16 protein-coding genes and 1 riboswitch are annotated in these 20,315 nt (G+C 70.7%); of the genes, 12 read left to right on the top strand and 4 right to left on the bottom strand.

Annotated features, from left to right (window positions below):
- Positions 1-48: 48 nt before the first annotated feature.
- The 3 genes from DNK54_RS06110 to DNK54_RS06100 are packed head-to-tail and all read left to right on the top strand — an operon-like array spanning position 49 to position 3,355.
- Positions 49-1,239 carry a cysteine desulfurase family protein gene (locus tag DNK54_RS06110; protein ID WP_110206075.1) on the top strand — a complete coding sequence of 397 codons (1,191 nt, stop codon included), beginning with the start codon at positions 49-51 and terminating at the stop codon, positions 1,237-1,239.
- Positions 1,236-2,339, top strand: a complete 1,104-nt coding sequence (gene mnmA / locus DNK54_RS06105; RefSeq protein WP_204164442.1) for a tRNA 2-thiouridine(34) synthase MnmA — start codon at positions 1,236-1,238, stop codon at positions 2,337-2,339. Before DNK54_RS06110 ends, mnmA begins: the two co-directional genes overlap by 4 nt.
- Positions 2,336-3,355 carry a methionine synthase gene (locus tag DNK54_RS06100; RefSeq protein ID WP_239459952.1) on the top strand — a complete coding sequence of 340 codons (1,020 nt, stop codon included), beginning with the start codon at positions 2,336-2,338 and terminating at the stop codon, positions 3,353-3,355. The genes mnmA and DNK54_RS06100 overlap by 4 nt, the downstream gene beginning before the upstream one ends.
- A 27-nt stretch (positions 3,356-3,382) precedes the next feature.
- On the opposite strand, the gene DNK54_RS06095 is transcribed toward DNK54_RS06100, so the two are convergent.
- The 3 genes from DNK54_RS06095 to DNK54_RS06085 all read right to left on the bottom strand — a co-directional run bounded on the left by DNK54_RS06095 (position 3,383) and on the right by DNK54_RS06085 (position 6,626).
- A complete protein-coding gene (locus tag DNK54_RS06095) occupies positions 3,383-4,318 on the bottom strand; it encodes an esterase/lipase family protein (protein ID WP_110206073.1) in 936 nt (311 codons plus the stop codon).
- A gap of 92 nt (positions 4,319-4,410) precedes the next feature.
- Positions 4,411-6,018, bottom strand: a complete 1,608-nt coding sequence (locus DNK54_RS06090) for a DHA2 family efflux MFS transporter permease subunit (protein WP_110206072.1) — start codon at positions 6,016-6,018, stop codon at positions 4,411-4,413.
- A gap of 32 nt (positions 6,019-6,050) precedes the next feature.
- Entirely contained in the window at positions 6,051-6,626 is a 576-nt protein-coding gene (locus DNK54_RS06085; protein WP_239459951.1) for a TetR/AcrR family transcriptional regulator, read from the bottom strand.
- Positions 6,627-6,736: 110 nt separating this feature from the next.
- Between DNK54_RS06085 and DNK54_RS06080 the strand changes: the two genes are divergently transcribed.
- Positions 6,737-8,263, top strand: a complete 1,527-nt coding sequence (locus DNK54_RS06080; RefSeq protein ID WP_338036273.1) for a DHA2 family efflux MFS transporter permease subunit — start codon at positions 6,737-6,739, stop codon at positions 8,261-8,263.
- 16 nt (positions 8,264-8,279) lie between these two features.
- Here the strand turns inward: DNK54_RS06080 and ligA are convergent, their stop codons facing one another.
- A complete protein-coding gene (gene ligA / locus DNK54_RS06075; RefSeq protein WP_110206071.1) occupies positions 8,280-10,391 on the bottom strand; it encodes an NAD-dependent DNA ligase LigA in 2,112 nt (703 codons plus the stop codon).
- 100 nt (positions 10,392-10,491) lie between these two features.
- On the opposite strand from ligA, the gene gatC reads away from it, so the two are divergent.
- The 8 genes from gatC to DNK54_RS06035 all read left to right on the top strand — a co-directional run bounded on the left by gatC (position 10,492) and on the right by DNK54_RS06035 (position 20,269).
- On the top strand, positions 10,492-10,821 hold the full coding sequence (gene gatC / locus DNK54_RS06070; RefSeq protein WP_110206070.1) for an Asp-tRNA(Asn)/Glu-tRNA(Gln) amidotransferase subunit GatC: 330 nt from the start codon (positions 10,492-10,494) through the stop codon (positions 10,819-10,821).
- Positions 10,818-12,386 (top strand): Asp-tRNA(Asn)/Glu-tRNA(Gln) amidotransferase subunit GatA, encoded by a 1,569-nt coding sequence (gene gatA, locus DNK54_RS06065; RefSeq protein ID WP_110206069.1) that lies wholly within the window; start codon positions 10,818-10,820, stop codon positions 12,384-12,386. Before gatC ends, gatA begins: the two co-directional genes overlap by 4 nt.
- The gene (gatB, locus tag DNK54_RS06060) at positions 12,383-13,894 is read left to right on the top strand and encodes an Asp-tRNA(Asn)/Glu-tRNA(Gln) amidotransferase subunit GatB (protein WP_110206068.1); all 1,512 of its coding nucleotides are present in this window, start codon (positions 12,383-12,385) and stop codon (positions 13,892-13,894) included. Before gatA ends, gatB begins: the two co-directional genes overlap by 4 nt.
- 150 nt (positions 13,895-14,044) lie before the next feature.
- Positions 14,045-14,162, top strand: a riboswitch (cobalamin riboswitch).
- A 69-nt stretch (positions 14,163-14,231) separates the two neighbouring features.
- Positions 14,232-15,845, top strand: a complete 1,614-nt coding sequence (locus DNK54_RS06055; RefSeq protein WP_110206067.1) for a prenyltransferase/squalene oxidase repeat-containing protein — start codon at positions 14,232-14,234, stop codon at positions 15,843-15,845.
- Positions 15,842-16,717, top strand: a complete 876-nt coding sequence (locus DNK54_RS06050) for a hypothetical protein (RefSeq protein ID WP_110206066.1) — start codon at positions 15,842-15,844, stop codon at positions 16,715-16,717. Before DNK54_RS06055 ends, DNK54_RS06050 begins: the two co-directional genes overlap by 4 nt.
- On the top strand, positions 16,714-17,865 hold the full coding sequence (locus DNK54_RS06045) for an energy-coupling factor transporter transmembrane component T (RefSeq protein WP_110206065.1): 1,152 nt from the start codon (positions 16,714-16,716) through the stop codon (positions 17,863-17,865). The genes DNK54_RS06050 and DNK54_RS06045 overlap by 4 nt, the downstream gene beginning before the upstream one ends.
- Entirely contained in the window at positions 17,862-19,460 is a 1,599-nt protein-coding gene (locus DNK54_RS06040) for an ATP-binding cassette domain-containing protein (protein ID WP_110206064.1), read from the top strand. Before DNK54_RS06045 ends, DNK54_RS06040 begins: the two co-directional genes overlap by 4 nt.
- A gap of 8 nt (positions 19,461-19,468) precedes the next feature.
- The gene (locus DNK54_RS06035; RefSeq protein ID WP_420846368.1) at positions 19,469-20,269 is read left to right on the top strand and encodes an ECF transporter S component; all 801 of its coding nucleotides are present in this window, start codon (positions 19,469-19,471) and stop codon (positions 20,267-20,269) included.
- Positions 20,270-20,315: the final 46 nt, after the last annotated feature.

The raw sequence follows: 20,315 nt of genomic DNA, 5'->3' as shown, positions 1-20,315 counted from the left end.
CCTACCGCGACGGAGGGATCATGGCCGATCTCGTACTCTTGATCCGCAATGACTGACGCACCTGAGCGGGTGTACCTCGACCACGCCGCGACCACCCCGATGCTGCCGGAGGCCATCGAGACGATGACGGCCCTCCTCGGCCGTGTCGGCAATCCCTCATCGCTGCATGCCTCGGGCCGCGACGCCCGGAGGGTTGTGGAGGAGTCGCGGGAGCGGATCGCCCAGTCTCTCGACTGCCGCCCCGGCGAGGTCGTCTTCACCTCCGGCGGCACCGAGGCCGACAACCTCGCCCTGAAGGGCGTGCACTGGGCGCGCAACGGCGCTGCCGCCGTACGCACGCGGATCCTGACGACGGCGGTCGAGCACCACGCCGTGCTCGACCCGCTGCACTGGCTCGCGGAGCGCGGTGCCGCGGTCGAGCTGTTGCCCGTCGATGCCAGCGGACGCCTCGACCTGGACGCCTTCGAGGCCTCGATCGAGGCTGATCCCGACTCGGTGAGCCTGGCCTCGGTGATGTGGGCCAACAACGAGGTCGGCACTGTGCAGCCGGTCGCCGAGGTCGTCGAGATCGCCCACCGCCACGGCATTCCGGTGCACACCGACGCGGTGCAGGCGATCGGCATCCTGCCGGTCGCGTTCGCCGCCTCGGGGGTCGATGCGCTGACGCTCACCGGTCACAAGGTGGGCGGTCCCTTCGGGGTCGGCGCACTCGTCGTCCGGCGGGAGCTCGCCGTGGTCCCGCTGGTCCACGGCGGCGGCCAGGAGCGCGATGTGCGCTCCGGCACGATCGACGCTCCGGCCATCGCCGGCTTCGCCCGAGCGGTGGAGGCCTCCGTCGCCGACCAGCAGAAGCGCGCAGCGCACCTCGCCGAGCTTCGGACGGAGCTGGTACGCCGCGTCCTGGCGGCCGTGCCCGACGTGCAGGTGAGTGGGCAGGCGGCCGAGCTGCTCCCGGGCCATGCCCACCTGCGTTTCCCCGGCTGCGAGGGTGACTCACTGCTGATGCTCCTCGACGCCCAGGGCATCGAGTGCTCCACCGGCTCGGCCTGCAACGCCGGAGTGCCGCAGGCCTCGCACGTGCTGCTGGCGATGGGATGCTCCGAGGCCGAGGCGCGCAGCTCGCTTCGCTTCACGCTGGGGCACACCTCGACCGCGCACGACGTCGAGCGGTTGGCGGCAGCGATCGGGCCGGCCGTCGAGCGGGCCCGGGCCGCAGCGCAGCCGCGGGGGCTCCGGTGAAGGTCCTCGCCGCGATGTCGGGCGGCGTCGACTCGGCAGTGGCTGCGGCTCGAGCGGCCGAGGCGGGCCACGAGGTGACCGGAATCCACCTCGCCCTCTCGCGCAACCCGAAGTCCTACCGCAGCGGTGCCCGCGGCTGCTGCACGATCGAGGACAGCAACGACGCCCGGCGGGCGGCCGACGTGATCGGCATTCCTTTCTACGTCTGGGACATGAGCGACCGCTTCCACGACGATGTGGTCGAGGACTTCATGGCGGAGTACGCGGCGGGGCGCACGCCCAATCCCTGCCTGCGCTGCAACGAGAAGATCAAGTTCGCCGCTGTCTTGGACCGTGCTCTCGCCCTGGGCTTCGACGCGGTGGCGACCGGCCACTACGCGAAGCTGCGCACCGGCGCTGACGGGCTGTTCGAGCTGCATCGCGCGGAGGACCCCGGCAAGGACCAGTCCTACGTGCTCGGGGTGCTCACCCAGGACCAGCTGGCCCACTCGCTCTTCCCGCTCGGCGACTCTCACAAGCAGCAGGTGCGTGCCGAGGCCGAGCGCCGGGGGCTGATGGTCGCCCACAAGCCCGACTCCCACGACATCTGCTTCATCGCCGACGGCGACAACGCCGGGTGGCTGCGCGAGAAGCTGGGAGACCGGCTGCCCAACGACGGAGGCGACATCGTCGATCAGGCAACCGGGGAGGTGCTGGGCCGCCATGGCGGCACGACGGCGTACACGATCGGCCAGCGCAGGGGGCTGGCGATCGGGCGTCCCGCTGCGGACGGCAAGCCGCGGTTCGTGCTCGACATCGAGCCGGTCAGCGGCACCGTGACCGTCGGCCCGCGGGAGCGGCTGCGCGTCGACCGGATCAGCGGCATCAAGGCTCGCTGGTGTGGAACCGTGCCGGAGCGGCTCGAGGGCAGCGTCCAGCTGCGTGCGCACGGCGCGGAGCACCGCGCCGTCGTCCGCGTCATCGACGAGACCGTCGAGATCGAGCTGGTCGATCCGGCGGAGGGGATCGCACCGGGGCAGGCCGCGGTCATCTACGACGGGACGCGCGTCGTGGGCTCGGCGACGATCTCGGCGACGGCCCGGAGCGAGGCGCTGCGGTGACGCTGTCGGCGACCGGCATCGGTTCGATGCCGGGCGGTGATCCGCTGGCTGCCGAGGAGGAGAACGCCCGCAGCTTCACCGAGGCCACGCGGATCGTTCTCGGCGAGCTGCCGGACCTGCCACACCTGCCCGAGCTCCCCGGCCGTGGCGCGGGAGCCGGGATGACCGGCCGCGGTGCCGCCCTGCTCGCCGGGCTCGCGACCGACCTGCAACCGGCCGGCTGGCGGCTGACCGACGCGCCCGGCGTGGACGAGCGCCGCGCCCGGTCGTTGCTCGGCCGTGACCTCGACGTCGTCGAGGAGCTGACCGACGGCTACCAAGGGCCCTTCAAGGCGCAGGTCATCGGCCCCTGGACCCTGGCGGCCACCTTGGAGCTGCCTCGCGGCGACAAGGTGCTTGCCGATCACGGTGCCCGACGGGAGCTGGCCCAGTCCCTGGCCGAGGGGCTCATCGAGCACGTGCGCGACCTCCGGCGGCGTCTTCCCGGCGCCACCGAGCTGCTGCTCCAGCTCGACGAGCCAGCGCTGCCTGCGGTGCTCGCCGGTCGGGTGCCGACCGCCTCGGGCTACGGGCGTCACCGCACCATCGACCTGCCCGAGGCGTCCGACGCCCTGGGCTGGGTGTGTGCCGCGGTCCGTGCGGCGGGCGCAGAGCCGATCGTGCACTGCTGTGCCGCCGACGCCCCGATCGCCCTGCTCCGCCGTGCAGGCGCCGCGGGGATCGCGGTCGACCTGGCGCGCCTCGCGGCCACAGGGCTCGATGAGCTGGCGGAGGCCGTGGAGGCGGGTGATCGGGTGCTGCTCGGCGCCGCGCCGACGTCGGGGCAGGTCTCGACCAAGCAGGTCGTGGAGACGGTCTCCCGCATGTTCGACATGATCGGCCTCGAGCCCACCGACCGGGTCGTGCTCACCCCGGCCTGTGGTCTCGCCGGCAGCGTCGACACCTCGGGTGCTCCCGACCACGCGGACGTACGCCGCCGCCTCACCGCCTGCCGCGAGGCCGCCGCCACCTTCTGACCGGCGAAGCCGAGTCCCGTCTGCTGGTCAGTTCAGCGGGCCGACCGGTCCGGTGAAGGGCAGCACGACCGGGCAGGGCACCTTGACCGGGTGCTTGGGATCGAGCCGGTTGAGGGCGAGGTGGGCGCCGACCGGGTCGGCGGCGATCTCGAAGTGCTCGGTGTAGTCGGTCCTGCAGACGTCCTGCAGCACGATGTTCTTCATGCCTGGTTCGCGGCCCGAGTGCCACGGGATCACGAGCTCGTCGTAGCGCGACATGATGTTGGTGTAGCGGATGCCCTTGATCGCGAGGCCACCCTTGCGCAGCCTCTTGAGGAAGGCCGAGGAGGAGCCCATCTGCGGGCACGACGTGCAGACGGGCAGGGACCCTTCCGCGCCGAAGATGCCGGCCGCCGCGGTCAGCAGGTCGGTGGCCTTCGTGCCCTTCCACAGTGGTGCGAGCGAGATGTAGTTGCGCACCAGTTTGCGACCGCCGAGGAACTTCACCCAGTACTGCGGCATGTAGGTGCCTTGCGAGTGACCGATGATGTCGACCTTCTTGGCCCCGGTACGGCGCAGCACCTTGTCGACGAAGCCGGCGAGCTCCTCGGCGCTGCCGCGGATGTCTCCCAGCCCACCGAAGAGGTCCACGCCCGGGATCTTCGCTGTGACACCGTAGGTGAGTGCGAAGACGCAGTAGCCGTGGTTCTTCAGCAGCGGCCCGTACGCCTGCCAGTTCGTGCTCCGGTTCCCGAGCGTGCCGTGCACGAGCACGACCGGCCGGGGATGCCGCTTCGTCGGCTTGCACGCCCAGTCGTTGGTGCCGGGAGCATGCGAGTTCAGCTGCATGCCGCCGGCGACGGCGCCACCGAGGAAGTTGTAGTTGACCGGCAGCTCCTCCGCGGCGTACGACGCCACCGGGCTGCCGACGGTCGCTGTCAGCAGGGCCAGGACACCGATCAAGGTGCTCAGGACACGGCGCATGGGTTCCCCTCCCCAGGTGGTGGATCTTCCACCGGGAGAACGACCGCCCGGCGTCGAGGTGACGCCGGGCGGTCAGGGAGCAGCGGGTGGGATCAGTGCGGCGCGGCGGCGCCGGGGCCGTCCGTCGCGAGCTCGGTGTGCTTGACGTTGAGAGTGCTCCACACGACGGCGGAGGCGATCAGCACCAGCACCGACCCGGCCAGGAAGGCGGTGGTCGCTCCCTGGGTGAACGCGGCCTGTCCGGCCACCTCTTGGAACCGGTGGATCAGCGCGGGATCCTGCCCCTGGGGCGCGGGCTTGAGACCGGAGAACCAGTCGGTCGCCGCATGGATAGAGACGGTCGCCAGCGTCGCCAGGCCGATCGCACCGCCGACCTGCTGCATCGTGTTGAGCACGCCGGAGCCGATGCCGGTGTCCTCGAGCCGCAGGTGGTGGACCGCCGTGAGAGTGAGGGGGATGAAGGTGAAGCCCATGCCCAGCGCCATCAGGAAGATCCAGGGCAGCAGGTCGGTCCAGTAGTTGATCGTGTCGGCGCCGAGGTGGCCACCGTCCAGGGCCACCTTGGCGAGGTGAGCGGGGCTGTCGTCGACGGTGATCCGTGAGTACATGAACATGGCGAACGCGGCCACCAGGGTGCCGGGGCCCGCCAGGAACCGCGGGTCGACGCGGCCGATCAGCTTCGAGGATGCGGTGGCGGCGATGACCATGCCGAGCGGGAACGGCAGGAAGGCGAAGCCGGTCTTGAGCGGGCTGTAGCCGACGACGTCCTGGATGAAGAGGCTCAAGAAGTAGAAGGTGGCGAACATCGCGGCCGGCATGAACATCATCGCGACGAAGCTGGCGGCGCGGGTCCGGTTGGAGAAGACCCGGAACGGCAGCAGTGGGTGCTCCTGGCGCGTCTCCAGCATCAGGAAGGCGACCAGCAGAGCCACACCGACAGCCAGGAAGAGCCAGGTGGAGGGGGCGTCCCAGCCGTAGTCCGCCTCGGCCGCGCGGGAGAGCCCGAAGACGATGGAGAGCAGACCGAGGGTGGCGGTGATGGCGCCCGGCACGTCGAGCCAACCGGTGTGCCGCTCCGACTCCGGCAGCACGCGCGGGGCCATGGCCGCGGCGACCAGGCCGATCGGCACGTTGAAGAGGAAGGTCAGCCGCCACCCGGAGAGGTGGTGGCCGAAGACGGAGAGGTCGGAGCCGGTGAGCCAGCCGCCCAGTAGCAGACCGACGGCGCCACCGACTCCCGAGACCGCGGCGTACACGGCGAAGGCTCGGCTGCGGGCCGGACCGGCGGGGAAGGTGGTGGCGATGAGCGCCAAGGCAGCGGGACTGGCCATGGCGGCGCCCAGACCCTGGAGCCCGCGGGAGCCGAGCAGCATGAGCTCGTTCTGGGCGAAGCCGCCGAGCAGCGAGGCGATGGCGAAGACGGTGACGCCCGTCATGAAGATCCGGCGCCTCCCGTAGAGGTCGCCCAGGCGGCCGCCCAACAGCAGGAATCCGCCGAAGGCGAGCGCGTAGCCGGTGACGATCCACTGGAGATTGGCGTCGCTGAAGTGCAGGTCGGTCTTGATGTGGGGGAGGGCGATGTTGGCGATGGTGCTGTCGAGCACCACCATCAGCTGGGCGGTGGAGATCAGCACGAGGGCCCAGCCCAGGTGTCGCTGGGCGGGGGCTTGCTCGTCGCGGGGCAGGACGGATTCAGACATGGAGGACTCGCTGTCGAAGGTCTGGTTCGGGATTACCGGCAGGCGGCCGGCACGATGATCTGGTCGACGACCCGGGTGATCAGCTCCTCGGTCGGAGTCTCACCCATCAAGAAGGTGCGGTGCAGGACGATCCCTGCCATGGCCGGGCCCAGCACGTGCAGATCCACGTCGTCGCGTAGTTCGCCGCGTTCGCGGGCCCGGTCGTAGATGAGATGCATGGCACGCACCTTGGGGCCGAGAAAGTGCTGGCGGAAGGCGGCGGCGAACCCAGGGTCGCACTGGACGGCGGTGACCACGGCAGCAAGCGTGGCCACGGGCTTGGGTCCGGTAAGGGCCCGAGAGCCGAAGCGGATGAGGTCGGTGCGCAGCGAGCCGGTGTCCTCGGGCTCGAGCTCCTCGTGCCGGTCGAGCAACAGGGCGTCCAGGACGAGCGCGGCCTTGTTCTCCCACCGGCGATACAAGGTGGCCTTGCTGGCCCTGGCTGCGGTGGCGACGGCGTCCATCGTCAGCCGGTCGTAGCCCACTTCCCGCAGGGTGCTGAGCGTGGCATCGAGGATCTCGCGCTCGCGCTCCCCGGTGACACGGGGACGGGTCGGCTCGGCGGTCACGGACTCGATGGTACGAAACTGTTTCGTTTCATTCAACTTCGCTCGCCAGCTTCCTCGGAGCGCATCCGCAAAAGACGGAATGTCGGAGGTGGGGAGTAGGTTCAACGCTCGTGAGTTCGACTGCGCAGCCCCAGACCGACCTGCCCGACGGCTACCAGCCCTGGCCCGCGCTGTGGGCGATGGTGATCGGCTTCTTCATGATCCTCGTCGACTCCACGATCGTCTCGGTGGCGACGCCCGCGATCATGGACGGGCTCGACGCCGACGTGAACTCGGTGATCTGGGTGACCAGCGCCTATCTGCTGGCGTACGCCGTCCCGCTGCCGGTGACCGGTCGGCTCGGTGACCGGTTCGGTCCGAAGAACGTCTACCTCCTGGGGTTGACCATCTTCACGCTCTCCAGTCTGTGGTGCGGACTGACCGGCACCGTCGACCAGCTGATCCTGGCGCGCATCTTCCAGGGGGTCGGTGCCTCGCTGATGACGCCCCAGACGATGGCGGTGATCACCCGGACCTTCCCTGCGCACAGTCGCGGGCAGGCAATGGCGCTGTGGGGCGCGACCGCCGGTGTGGCCACCTTGGTCGGCCCGATCCTGGGCGGCGTCCTGGTCGACGGCCCGGGCTGGGAGTGGATCTTCATCATCAACGTGCCGGTCGGGATCCTCGGCGGGGTGCTGGCTTTCCGCTGGGTGCCGAGGCTGGTCACTCACAACCACAGCTTCGACCTGCCGGGCGTGGCGCTCAGCGCGGTCGGCCTCTTCCTGCTCACCTTCGGCATCCAGGAGGGGGAGAAGAACGACTGGGGTCGCTTCGACGGCCTCGACCTGAGTGGGTTCCTCGCCGCCGTCGTCTCGGTCCCCGGCCTGATCGTCGGCGGCATCCTGGTCATCGCGGCTTTCCTCTTCTGGCAGAGCCGCAACCCCCGCGAGCCGCTCGTGCCCCTGGCGCTCTTCTCGGACCGCAACTTCTCGCTCGCCAACCTCGGCATCAGCACGGTCTCCTTCGCGGTGACCGCGATGGCGTTGCCGTTCATGTTCTGGGCACAGGCGGTGCGCGGCCTCTCTCCGACCGAGTCCGCACTGCTGCTGGTGCCGATGGCGGTGGTCTCGGGGGCCCTGGCGCCCGTCGTGGGCAAGCTCGTCGACCAGCTGCACCCCCGCCCCCTCACCCTGGGCGGGTTCGCCGGCATGGCGTTCGCACTGTGGTGGATCAGCCGGGTGATGACCCCGGACTCGGCGACCTGGGAGATCCTGGCTGCGATGGCGTTGCTGGGTGCCTCGAGCGCGTTCCTCTGGGCGCCGCTCAGCGTGACCGCCACCCGCAACCTGCCGATGGCCTCCGCCGGTGCGGGCGCGGGGGTCTACAACACGACGCGTCAGGTCGGCGCGGTGCTCGGCAGTGCGGGTGTCGCGGCGCTGATCCAGGCTCGTCTGGCCGCGGAGCTACCCGGTGTGAAGACGCAGGGCGACGGCCCGATCCAGCAGCTGCCGGAGTTCCTGCACGACGGCTTCTCACGGGCGATGTCGCAATCGATGCTGCTGCCTGCCGCCGTGCTGCTGCTGGGCCTGGTCGCCGTGCTCTTCTTCCAGGCGCCGAGCCACGAACGGAAGGCGCCAGTGGTCCCGGTCGTCGACTGAGCCCTCCGGCGGGGAGTCAGTCCGCGACGGCCTCCGGTCCACCCGCGAGGAGCCGCTCGAAGCCCTCCTCGTCGAGGATCGGCAGGCCCAGCTCGGCTGCCTTGTCTGCCTTGGAACCGGCGTTGTCGCCGACGACGACGAAGTCGGTCTTCTTCGACACCGAGCCGGACGCCTTGCCGCCTCTGCTGATGATCGCCTCCTTGACCGAGTCACGGGTGTAGTTGACCAACGATCCGGTGGCGACGATGGTGAGCCCCTCCAGCGTGCGGGCCACCGACTCGTCACGCTCGTCGGCCATCGTCACACCGGCCGCGGCCCACTTGTCGATGATCGCGTTGTGCCAGTCGGCGCCGCCTTCGACGTCGTCGAACCAGGCGCGCACCGCGGCCGCGATCGTCGGCCCGACCCCCTCGACCTCGGCGAGGCGCTGCTCGTCGGCCTCCTTGATCGCCTCCATCGACCCGAAGGCCGTCGCCAGCGCGCGCGCCGCGGTCGGACCGACGTGGCGGATGGAGAGTGCCACGACCACGCGCCAGAGCGGCACCTGGCGACGCTCGGCCAGGTTCGCGAGCAGCTTCTCGCCGTTGGCGGTCAGCTGGAGGCCCTCCTCGCCCTTCTTGGGGGCCCGGGTGAAGAGGCTGGTGCGGAGCAGCTTCTCGGCAGTGAGGTCGAAGATGTCACCCTCGTCGACCAGCACCTCGGGGCCTGCCTCCAGGAGGGCTGCCGCGGCCTCCGTGCCCAGCCCTTCGATGTCGAAGGCCCCGCGCCCCGACACGTGGAAGACGCGGTCGAGCAGCTGTGCCGGGCACGAGCGGTGGTTGGGGCAGCGCAGATCCTTGTCGCCCTCCTTCTGCTCCACCAGGCCGGTGCCGCACGAAGGGCACACGGTCGGCATCTCCCACTCCGGCAGCCCGTCCGGACGCAGGCCCAGCACCGGTCCGAGGATCTCCGGGATCACATCGCCCGCCTTGCGGAGGATCACCGTGTCGCCGGGCCGGACGTCCTTGCGGCGTACCTCGTGGGCGTTGTGGAGGGTTGCCCGCTCGACCGTGGAGCCGGCCACCTTGGTGGGCTCCATGATCCCGTACGGCGTCACCCGCCCCGTGCGCCCGGTGTTCACTCCGATGTCGAGCAGCTTGGCGTTCACCTCCTCGGGCGGGTACTTGAAGGCGATCGCCCAGCGGGGAGCCCGGCTCGTGGAGCCGAGACGACGTTGGGAGGTGACGTCGTCGACCTTGATCACCACGCCGTCGATCTCGTGCTCGACGTCGTGCCGATGCTCGCCGTGGTGGTCGATGTAGGCGCGAGCCGCGGCAAGATCGGCAACGACCTCGACGCGGTCGGAGGTCGGCAGCCCCCAGGCGGCGAGCGCCCGGTAGGCCTCCGACTGCGAGACGGGCTCGAAGCCTTCGCGCGCGCCGATGCCGTGGCAGACCATGCCGAGCGCGCGCGAGGCGGTGACCCGGGGATTCTTCTGGCGCAGCGAGCCGGCGGCAGCGTTGCGCGGGTTGGCGAAGGCAGGCTTGCCGGCGTCGAGCATCGACTCGTTGAGTCGTTCGAAGGCGGCGACGGGGAGGAACACCTCGCCACGCACCTCCACCAGCGTGGGCACCGGGAACTCGTCGGTGCCGCTCAGGCGGTGGGGGATGGAGGCGATGGTCTTGACGTTGGGAGTGACGTCCTCGCCCGTGGTGCCGTCACCGCGGGTGAGCGCACGGACCAGGCGGCCGTCGCGATAGAGCAGGTTGATCGCGAGGCCGTCGACCTTCAACTCGCACAGCAGGGCCGGGGCGTCGAGCCCGTCGCGAAGAAGTCGTGCGTACCAGCCGTCGAGCTCCTCGAAGGAGAACGCGTTGTCGAGGCTCTCCATCCGCTGCAGGTGGTCGACGGCGGTGAAGTCGGTGGAGACGGCGCCACCGACCTTCTGGGTCGGGGAGTCGGGGGTACGCAGTTCCGGGTGCTGTTCTTCCAACCTCTCCAGCTCCCGCATCCGCTGGTCGAAGTCGGCATCGGAGAGCGTCGGGTCGTCGAGGACGTAGTAGCGCCAGCGCGCGTCCTCGATCTCCTCGGTCAGCTGCTGGTGCCGATCACGGGCTTCCGGGATGGCGGACTCGACCTCGTTGCTCATGGTGCTTAGTTTGCCGTGCCGCTCCGACGAAGCCCCGGGGAGTAGCGAGCCTTGCCAGCCGTTCGGCGGCGCGTCGCAGCCCAGCACTAGGATTCACTCCATGCCCGAAACGCCTGAGAACGCCGAGGCGTCGGCGCAGATCACCCGCGACGAGGTGGCCCACCTGGCCAACCTGGCGCGGATCGATCTCTCCGACGCTGAGCTCGACCACCTTGCCCCGCAGCTGTCCGTCATCCTCGACTCCGTGCGTTCGATCAGCGCGGTCGCGGGTGACGACGTACCGCCGACCTCGCACCCGATGCCCCTGACCAACGTCTTTCGCGACGACGTCGCGGTGCCGGGCCTCAACGCGGAGCAGGCGCTGGCGATGGCGCCGCAGAGCGAGCAACAGCGGTTCATGGTGCCGAGGATCCTGGGAGACGAGCAGTGAGCACGCAGAGCGCATGGCTGACCAAGAGCGCGGCGGAGCTGGCCGCGGCACTGGCTGCCGGTGAGGTGACTTCGGTGGAGCTGACGCAGGCACACCTCGACCGGATCGCGGCCGTCGACGGCAACGCCGAGGCGGGCGTGCACGCCTTCCTGCACGTCGATACCGAAGGAGCGCTGGCCGAGGCCGCCGCTTCCGACGCCCGCCGGGCCGCGGGAGAGCCGCTGAGCGAGCTCGACGGTGTCCCGGTCGCCGTCAAGGACGTGCTCACCACCACGGGACTGCCGACCACCTGCGGGTCGAAGATTCTCGAGGGCTGGGTGCCGCCGTACGACGCCACTGTCGTGCGCAAGCTCAAGGCGGCAGGCCTGCCGATCCTGGGCAAGACCAACATGGACGAGTTCGCGATGGGCTCCTCCACCGAGCACTCCGCCTACGGGCCGACCCGCAACCCGTGGGCCCTCGACCGGATCCCCGGCGGCTCCGGCGGTGGCTCAGCGGCCGCAGTGGCGGCGTACGAGGCGCCGCTGGCGCTCGGCACCGACACCGGTGGCTCGATCCGCCAGCCCGGCGCGGTGACCGGCACGGTCGGCGTGAAGCCGACCTACGGTGCTCTCTCCCGCTACGGCCTCGTGGCCATGGCGAACTCGCTCGATCAGGTCGGCCCGGTCACGCGCACCGTACTCGACGCGGCGCTGCTCCACGAGCTGGTCGGCGGGCACGATCCGCTCGACTCCACCAGCATCGACGCCCCGGTGCCCGCGCTGGCTGCGGCTGCGCGGGAAGGCGCGCTCGGTGACCTCTCCGGTCTCAAGGTCGGTGTCATCCAGGAGCTGGCGGGCGAGGGCTACCAGCCCGGCGTCCTGGCGCGCTTCAACGAGGCGGTCGAGCTGCTGGTCGGCGCGGGCGCCGAGGTCGTCGAGGTCTCGTGCCCGAGCTTCGTGCACGCGCTCGCCACCTACTACCTGGTGATGCCGTGCGAGGCGTCCTCCAACCTCGCGAAGTTCGACGCGATGCGCTACGGCCTGAGGGTCCTGCCCGAGGGCGTCGACGCGCCGAGTGCCGAGGAGGTGATGCGAGCCAGCCGCGACGCCGGCTTCGGCGACGAGGTGAAGCGCCGCATCATCCTCGGCACCTATGCGCTCTCGAGCGGCTACTACGACGCCTACTACGGCCAGGCCCAGAAGGTGCGGACGCTGATCTCCCGCGACTTCGAGGCCGCCTTCGCGTCGGTCGACGTGCTGGTCTCGCCGACCGCGCCGACCACGGCGTTCAAGCTGGGCGAGAAGCTCGACGACCCGCTGGCGATGTACCTCAACGACCTCGCCACCATCCCGGCCAACCTGGCCGGCGTCCCCGGGATGTCGCTGCCGGCCGGACTGGCCGATGAGGACGGCCTGCCCGTCGGCTTCCAGATCCTCGCGCCCGCTACCGAGGACGCGCGGCTCTACCGCGTCGGCGGCGCGCTGGAGGCGCTGCTGGAGAAGAAGTGGGGCGGTCCGCTGCTGGCCCAGAACCCGACACTCGCCTCGCTCGAGTCCGCCGCGACCGAAGGAGCCGCCCGATGAGCGCGCTGCCCAGCTTCGACGAGGTGCTTGCCTCCTACGACCCGGCCATGGGTCTGGAGGTGCATGTCGAGCTCAACACCAACTCCAAGATGTTCTGCGGCTGCCCGACCGCCTTCGGAGCCGAGCCCAACACCCAGGTATGCCCGACCTGCCTCGGCCTGCCCGGAGCGATGCCCGTGGTCAACGCCAAGGGCGTCGAGGCGGCGATCAGGATCGGTCTCGCGCTCAACTGCGAGATCGCCGAGTGGTGCCGGTTCGCGCGGAAGAACTACTTCTACCCCGACATGCCGAAGAACTTCCAGACGTCGCAGTACGACGAGCCGATCGCCTTCGAGGGCTACCTGGACGTGGACGTCGACGGTGACACGTTCCGGGTCGAGATCGAGCGCGCGCACATGGAGGAGGACACCGGCAAGGCCACCCACGTGGGCGGTGCGACCGGCCGGATCCAGGGCGCGGACTACTCGCTCATCGACTACAACCGGGCCGGGATCCCCCTGATCGAGATTGTCACCAAGCCGATCCTCGGCGCAGGGGAGCGGGCACCGGAGGTCGCCAAGGCCTACGTCGCCGCCCTGCGCGAGCTGATCGTCGCCCTGGGTGTCTCCGACGCGCGGATGGACCAGGGCTCGATCCGGGCCGACGTCAACCTGTCGCTGGCACCGAAGGCCCCGGCGGGCTCGACCGCCGGGGAGGTCGTGCTGGGCACCCGCAGCGAGACGAAGAACGTCAACTCGCTGCGTTCGGTCGAGCGCGCGGTGCGCTACGAGATGCAGCGCCACGCCTCCGTCCTCGATGCGGGCGGGAAGGTGCTGCAGGAGACCCGGCACTGGCACGAGGACACGGGTGTCACCACCAGCGGCCGCGAGAAGTCGGACGCCGAGGACTACCGCTACTTCCCGGAGCCTGACCTGGTGCCGGTGGCGCCGTCGCGGGAGTGGGTGGAGGAGCTGCGCGGCACGCTGCCCGAGCTGCCGTGGGTGCGTCGGGCACGTCTGCAGGCCGAGTGGGGCTTCTCCGACCTGGAGATGCGCGACACCGTCGGTGCGGGTGCGTTCGACCTCGTGGAGCAGACCATCGCCGAAGGCAGCGCACCGCAGGCGGCCCGCAAGTGGTGGCTGACCGAGCTGGCCCGCCGAGCCAACGAGACCGGCGTCGACGTCGCCGAGCTCGGCGTCTCGCCTGCGCAGGTCGCTGCGGTGCAGAGGCTTGTCGAGGGTGGCACGATCAACGACAAACTGGCCCGCCAGGTCTTCGACGGTCTGCTTGCCGGCGAGGGCACGCCCGAGGAGATCGTGGCGGCTCGCGGCCTGGAGATCGTCTCCGACGATGGTGCGCTCTCGGCCGCGGTCGACAAGGCCATCGCTGAGAATCCCGACATCGCCGACAAGATCCGCGACGGCAAGGTCGCCGCAGCAGGCGCCCTCATCGGTGCCGTGATGAAGGAGATGCGTGGCCAGGCCGACGCCGGCCGGGTCCGCGAGCTCGTGCTGGAGAAGCTCGCCTGACCATCGCACAGCGACCACGGTGACGTTGCCGAGGTGCGGCCCCTGCATAAGGCGCCGCACCTCGGTGCGTCCCGTGAGCGGGCGGTTTCGGTGGGACCGTCCGAACCGGGGTACCGTGGGGTGCCGGCCGGCACGGTCGGCGCACACAATTCGATGACTACGTCGTCTGGTGGGGGAAGCCGGTGAGACTCCGGCGCTGACCCGCAACCGTGACCCTCCTGCTCGTCGGGGGGACAGCCGGAGCACCTGCCTCGCGACGCCTAGACGAACGCTGTCGTGGAGTGCAGCGGGCAGGGGCCTCGAACCCTCCCGTTCATCGCAGCGGGAAGGACACACCTTGACGACGCAGGTACGTCGCGCAGTCGCCCTCGCCGGAGCAGGCGCGCTCGCCGCCGGGCTGACGCTGGCGCTTCCGATCACCGCCGCGCACGCGGCCACCGACGCCCGGCCCGCAGCCTTGGGGGCCACCTGGTTGGCCGCCCAGCCGGTCGACGGTCTGGTGACCGTCAAGAGCGAGTTCAACGGCCAGGTCTCCGAGTTCGTCGACCAGGGCCTGTCGATCGACGTCGCGCTTGCGCTGAAGGCAGCGGGCGGCCAGGACGCGACAGTCACCGAGATCCGTGACGCGGTGGCAGCCGAGGTCGCAGCGGGCCGCTACATCCAGGGCGACGAGTACGGGTTCACCGAGCCGTTCGACTTCGTCCAGGTGGGCCACTACGCCGGCGCTACCGCCAAGACCCTGACCGCGGCCACCGAGCTCGGCGCAGACCCCCGCGACTTCGGCGGCGTCGACCTGGTAGCGGCCCTCGAGGCCCGGGTGACCGCGAGCGGCAGGATCGCGGACGACAGCTCCTACGGTGACTACGCCAACGTGGTCGGCCAGAGCTTCGCCGTACGCGGGCTTGGTGCGACCGACTCCACCGCCACCGCCGCGGTGACCGACTTCCTGTTGCTCCAGCAGTGTGACAACGGGGGCTTCCGGCTCAACTTCAACAGCCAGGACGCGGGCTGCACCGACCCCGCCGAAGCGACCACCGACGCCACCTCCGGCGCCCTCAAGGCGCTGGACTCCCTCGACAGCTCCGACCCCGACGTGGTCGCGGCGATCGAGGAGGGAACCGACTACCTGCTGGATCTGCAGAAGACCGACGGTTCGTTCGGCGGAGGCGCCACTACCGAGGGCGCCAATGCCAACTCGACGGGTCTGGCCGGCAGCGTCCTCGCGGAGTTGGGTGAGGACGAGGCGGCGACCCGCGCCGCGATCTGGGTGCGCGCGCACCAGCTCACCGGGATCGACGCCTGCGAGCCCGGCACGGGCGCCGAGGCCGGAGCGATCGCCTACAACGACGACGACCTGACCGCTGCCGCCCAGGACGGCATCGGCGACCTTGAGCGTGGCATCTACGTCCGCTCCGCCGCGCAGGCGCTGCCGCTGCTGACGCTGGCCCCCGCGGCCGAGGGCACCCTCGGCGTGCAGGGCAAGAACGGCTATCTCGCCGGCGGCTCGCGCACCGCGGTCACGCTGACCGGCGTGGCCGCCGGGGAGCGGGTCTGCGTGGTCGGAGGCAAGGCCGCGGTGACCGCGACGGGCCCCGGCACGGCAACGGTGACGCTGCCCGCCAGCACCGGCGTCCGCACCCTGACGCTGGTCACGGCCGATGACAGCGCCGAGACCACCGTCTCCGTGCTCGGCAAGGCGAAGCTCAAGGTCAAGGCGGCGAAGGCGGCCGTCAAGAAGGGCAAGAAGAACAAGGTCACGGTCACCGGCCTCGCCGCAGGCGAGAAGGTCAAGCTGAAGCTGGGCAAGAAGGCTGTCGCCAAGGGCACTGCCAACGCCAAGGGAACCTTCAAGGCCAAGGTGAAGGCTCCGAAGAAGGCCGGCAAGGTCAAGCTCCAGGCGACCGGTCAGTTCGCCAACCGCAAGGGTGCGACGACCTTCCGGGTGCGATGAGTCGGATCCGTCGCCTGCTCGGCTCCACCGCCGCGGTCCTGCTGACCGCGGCGGTGGGTGCCGTACTGCCCGGCTCGTTCGGCCATCCAGCTGCAGCAGCCGCTTGCACCGGTAACACCGGTGTGACGGTCGTCGTCGACTACGGCGACAAGGGAGGCATCCAGGCCGGATGCGCCTCCGGTGCGGGTGGCGGCACCGCCAGCACTGCCTTCACCCAGGCCGGGTTCGCGATCAGCTACGTCGACCGCGGTCCCGGGGTCGGCATGGTGTGCCGGGTCGCCGGGGTGCCGGCTGACGCCTCCTGCACCTCCGCGCCGCCGGCCGACGCGTACTGGTCCCTCTGGTACGCCGGCCCCACCAGCGGAACGTGGACCTACGCGACCCGGGGTGTCACGCAGCTCCGGGTCCCCGAAGGCAGCTACGTGGCCTTCGCCTGGCACGAGGGAAGCGGCAACGCGAAGCCGCCGGGGGTCACACCCAAGCGCAGCACGCCGGCCCCGCAGCCGACGAAGAAGCCGACGCCGAAGCCGACCAAGAGCGCCTCGCAACAGCCGGCGAAGCCCTCCACCACCGCGCCTTCGGCGGCTGAGTCGACCGCAACCCCCACGGAGTCCACGACGTCGGCCGAGCCGACGGAGTCGTCGTCGGAGGAGAGCGCCTCGGGTGAGCCGTCGGGCTCCGCCGCACCCAGCGACGACACGAGCAGCGACGTACCGACGGTCGACGAGATCACCGATGGTCCGCCGGAGGGTGGGACCGTCGACGGTGCCGACGGCGGCGACGACGGACTTCCGCTGTGGATCCCGATCGTCGCGGTCGTGCTGGTCGGTGCGGCGGGTGGTGCGGTCGCCGTACGGCGCAGGGCAGGGTGAGCGCGGGCGTCGCGCGCCCACGGCTGGCTCGAGAGCTCCATCCCGGCGCGTGGTGGGCGTGGGCGATCGGGCTGGCCGCGGCGGCGACGTTCACGACCAACCCGCTGCTGTTGTTGCTGCTGGGCGCTGTGGTCTGCGCCGTGGTCATGGCGTGCCGGGGTGATGGAGTGTGGGCGCGGGCGTTCCGTTTCTACCTGGCGCTGGGCGTGGTCATCGTGATCACCCGGACGCTCTTCCGAGTGGTACTCGGCAGCGGAACGGCCGGCCACGTCCTGCTCGATCTCCCGGAGATCCCGCTCCCGGACTGGGCGGCGGGCATCAGCCTGCTCGGCCCGGTGACCCGTGAGGCACTGTTGGCCGGGTTGTACGACGGGATGCGGCTGGGCATGATCGTGGTCGCCGTCGGGGCGGCCAACGCGTTGGCCAACCCCAAGCGGCTGATGAAGTCCCTGCCTCCGGCGCTCTACGAGATCGGCACTGCGCTCGTGGTCGCCGTGACGGTGCTGCCGCAGTTGGCCGACAGCGCCAAGCGGGTTCGCGCCGCCCAGGAGCTGCGCGGCGGGCCGCCGGGCCGGATCCGCGGACTTCGACGCTTTCTGGTGCCGGTCCTGGAAGATGCCTTCGAGCGCTCGCTGGCGCTGGCGGCGGGCATGGATACCCGTGGCTACGGGCGCCCCGGCGCTGCACCACCGGCACAGCGACGGCTCACTGGCGCGGTGATGCTGACCGGGTTGCTCGGCGTCTGCGCGGGCGTCTACGGCTTCCTCGACGGCACGTCGCCCTGGTGGCTGGGGATGCCGATGATGGGAGCCGGCATCGCGGTCGCCCTTGCGGGCTTCGTGCTGGCCGGGCGCCGCGTCGTCCGGAGCCGCTACCGCGCGGACCGGTGGCGGCCACCCGAAGTGCTGATCGCACTTTCTGGCGTGGCCTCCGGCGCGGTCGCCTGGTGGGTCGCCCAGGAGCAGGTGCAGGTGGCCAATCCGCCCGTCGCAGAGATGCCCCAGGTCAGCCTCGCGGCGTTGGTCGCCTGTCTGCTGGGACTCGTCCCGCTGCTCGCGGCGCCGCCGCCGCTGACCCGGGAGTCCCGTGAGCTGGAGAGTGTGGTCGAGTCGGATGAGGACGTTGCAGAAGAGAGGCTGAGGTCGTGATCGAGTTGCGCGAGGTGCGGTTCGGCTACGACGACCGCACCATCCTCGGCGGCATCGACCTGCGGATCGACGAAGGTGAGCTGATGCTGCTCGCCGGCCCTACCGGGGTCGGAAAGTCCACCCTGCTCGGCGTCGTCGCGGGTTTGGTGCCCGGCTACACCGGGGGTGTCCTACGCGGCGACGTGCTGTTGGACGGCGTGAGCGTGATCGAGCAGCCTGCCCGGGAGCGCGCACACGCCATCGGCTATGTGGGCCAGAACCCAGCGGCATGGTTCGTCACCGACACCGTGGAGGAGGAACTCGCCTATGGCATGGAGCAACTCGGCCTGCCGCCGGAGACGATGCGCCGCCGTGTCGAGGAGACGCTTGACCTGCTCGGCATCGCCGACCTGCGCCACCGCGACCTGCGCACCCTCTCGGGCGGCCAGCAGCAGCGGGTCGCTATCGGTGCGGTGCTGACGATGCACCCGCGGCTGCTGGTGCTCGACGAGCCCACCTCTGCGCTGGATCCCACGGCGGCCGAGGACGTGCTGGCCACCATCACGCGGCTGGTGCACGATCTGGGGCTGTCGGTGCTCGTCGCCGAGCACCGCCTGGAGCGGGTGGTTCCGTTCGCCGACCGGATGTGCCTGCTCCGGTCCGACGGGACCGTGCTGGTCGATGAGCCGGCCGCGGTGCTGGCCGATTCTCCGATCGCGCCGCCGTTGGTGGAGCTGGGGCGACTGGCCGGGTGGCAGCCGCTTCCGTTGAGCGTGCGTGATGCGCGTCGCCGTACCTCGTCGCTGCGGAGCGCACTCGACCGCGGGCCGGCCCACTCGCCGGAGCGAGTCCCGGGCCCGACCGAGGTCGAGGCCGCTGAGCTCGTGGTTGCGCACGGTCGCCGGGTTGTGCTGCGCGGTGTCTCGCTGACGTTGCACGCGGGGCGGGTCACCGCGCTGATGGGACGCAACGGCTCCGGCAAGTCCACGCTGCTGTGGACCCTGCAGGGCAGGCTGGCGCGAACCTCCGGACGGCTGGCGGTGGGCGGTGCCGACCCGCATCAGCTGAAGCGCGAGCAGCGCCGGGCTCACGCGGGAATGGTGCCGCAGACGGCTGCCGACCTCCTCTATCTGGAGACCGTGGCCGAGGAGTGTGCTGCCGCCGACCAGTCCGCCGACGCGCCCGCCGGTCGATGTGCTGGGCTGCTCGCGCGGATGGCACCGGGGATCGACCCGGCCACCCATCCCCGCGACCTCTCCGAGGGGCAGCGACTGGCCCTCGTCGTGGCCATCGTGCTGACCGCCCGTCCGCCGGTGCTGCTGCTGGACGAGCCCACGCGCGGACTCGACTATGCGGCCAAGACGGCGCTCGCCGCCGTGCTCGCGGAGCTCGCCGAGCTCGGACATGCCGTGCTGCTTGCCACTCATGATGTCGAGTTCGTGGCCCGCGTCGCCGACGACGTGGTGGTGCTGGCCGAGGGCGAGGTCGTCTCTGCCGGCCCGGTACGCCGCGTGGTCGCGGAGTCACCGGCGTTCGCACCTCAGGTGATGAAGGTCCTCGGCCCGGACTGGCTGAGGGTCGACGAGGTCGCCTCCGCGTTGGAGGCGGCCGGATGAGTGCGCAGCTGAGGAGCCGTTCGGTCGCTGCGCTGCCGGTGGGCCGGCGTACGGCGTTGGTGCTGGGCGTGGCCTCGCTGGCCGGCCTGATGATGCTCTGCTGGCCGTTGCTGCTCGAGCCGGGCGAGGGCAGCCGGCTGGATCCGCCGTTCCTCTTCCTGCTGCTCCTGCCGTTGGTGCTGGTGGTGGTGCTCGCGGAGATGAGCGAGGGCGGGATGGACGCGCGAGTGCTTGCGATCCTGGGGGTGTTGGCCGCGATCAACGGCGTGCTCCGCGGGATCAGCGCGGGCACAGCGGGGCTCGAGCTGGTCTTCTTCCTGCTGATCCTCTCGGCCCGGGTCTTCGGAGCCGGCTTCGGGTTCGTGCTCGGCGCGATGTCTCTCTTCGTCTCGGCGCTGGTCACCGCGGGGGTCGGGCCCTGGCTCCCTTTCCAGATGCTGGTAGCCGGCTGGGTCGGTCTGGGCGCGGGGCTGCTGCCCAAGCGGGTCGCCGGCCGGGCCGAGATCTGGATGCTCTGTGCCTACGGCGTGGTCTCGGCGTTCGCCTACGGGATCTTCATGAACCTCTCGGGCTGGCCGTTCCTCCTCGGCGTCGAGGTGCCCGGGCATGAGCAGACCCAGCTCTCGTACGTCGCCGGCGCGCCGGTGTTGGAGAACCTGCACCGCTTCGGCGCCTACGTCCTGCTCACCTCGATGGGGTGGGACCTCGGCCGCGCCATCACCAACGCCGCCGCCATCGCCCTCCTCGGCCCCTCCATCCTGGTCACCCTGCGTCGCGCCTCCCGCCGCGCCGTCATCGTCCGCCGTTGAGTGCGCGCAAATCTCACGTTGACTGCACGCAAATCTCACGTTGAGT

The sequence above is a fragment of the Nocardioides daejeonensis genome, from assembly GCF_003194585.1.
Classification (GTDB): domain Bacteria; phylum Actinomycetota; class Actinomycetes; order Propionibacteriales; family Nocardioidaceae; genus Nocardioides; species Nocardioides daejeonensis.
Note: the sequence above shows the minus strand (reverse complement) of the source record. Positions and strands in the feature narration are given on the sequence as shown.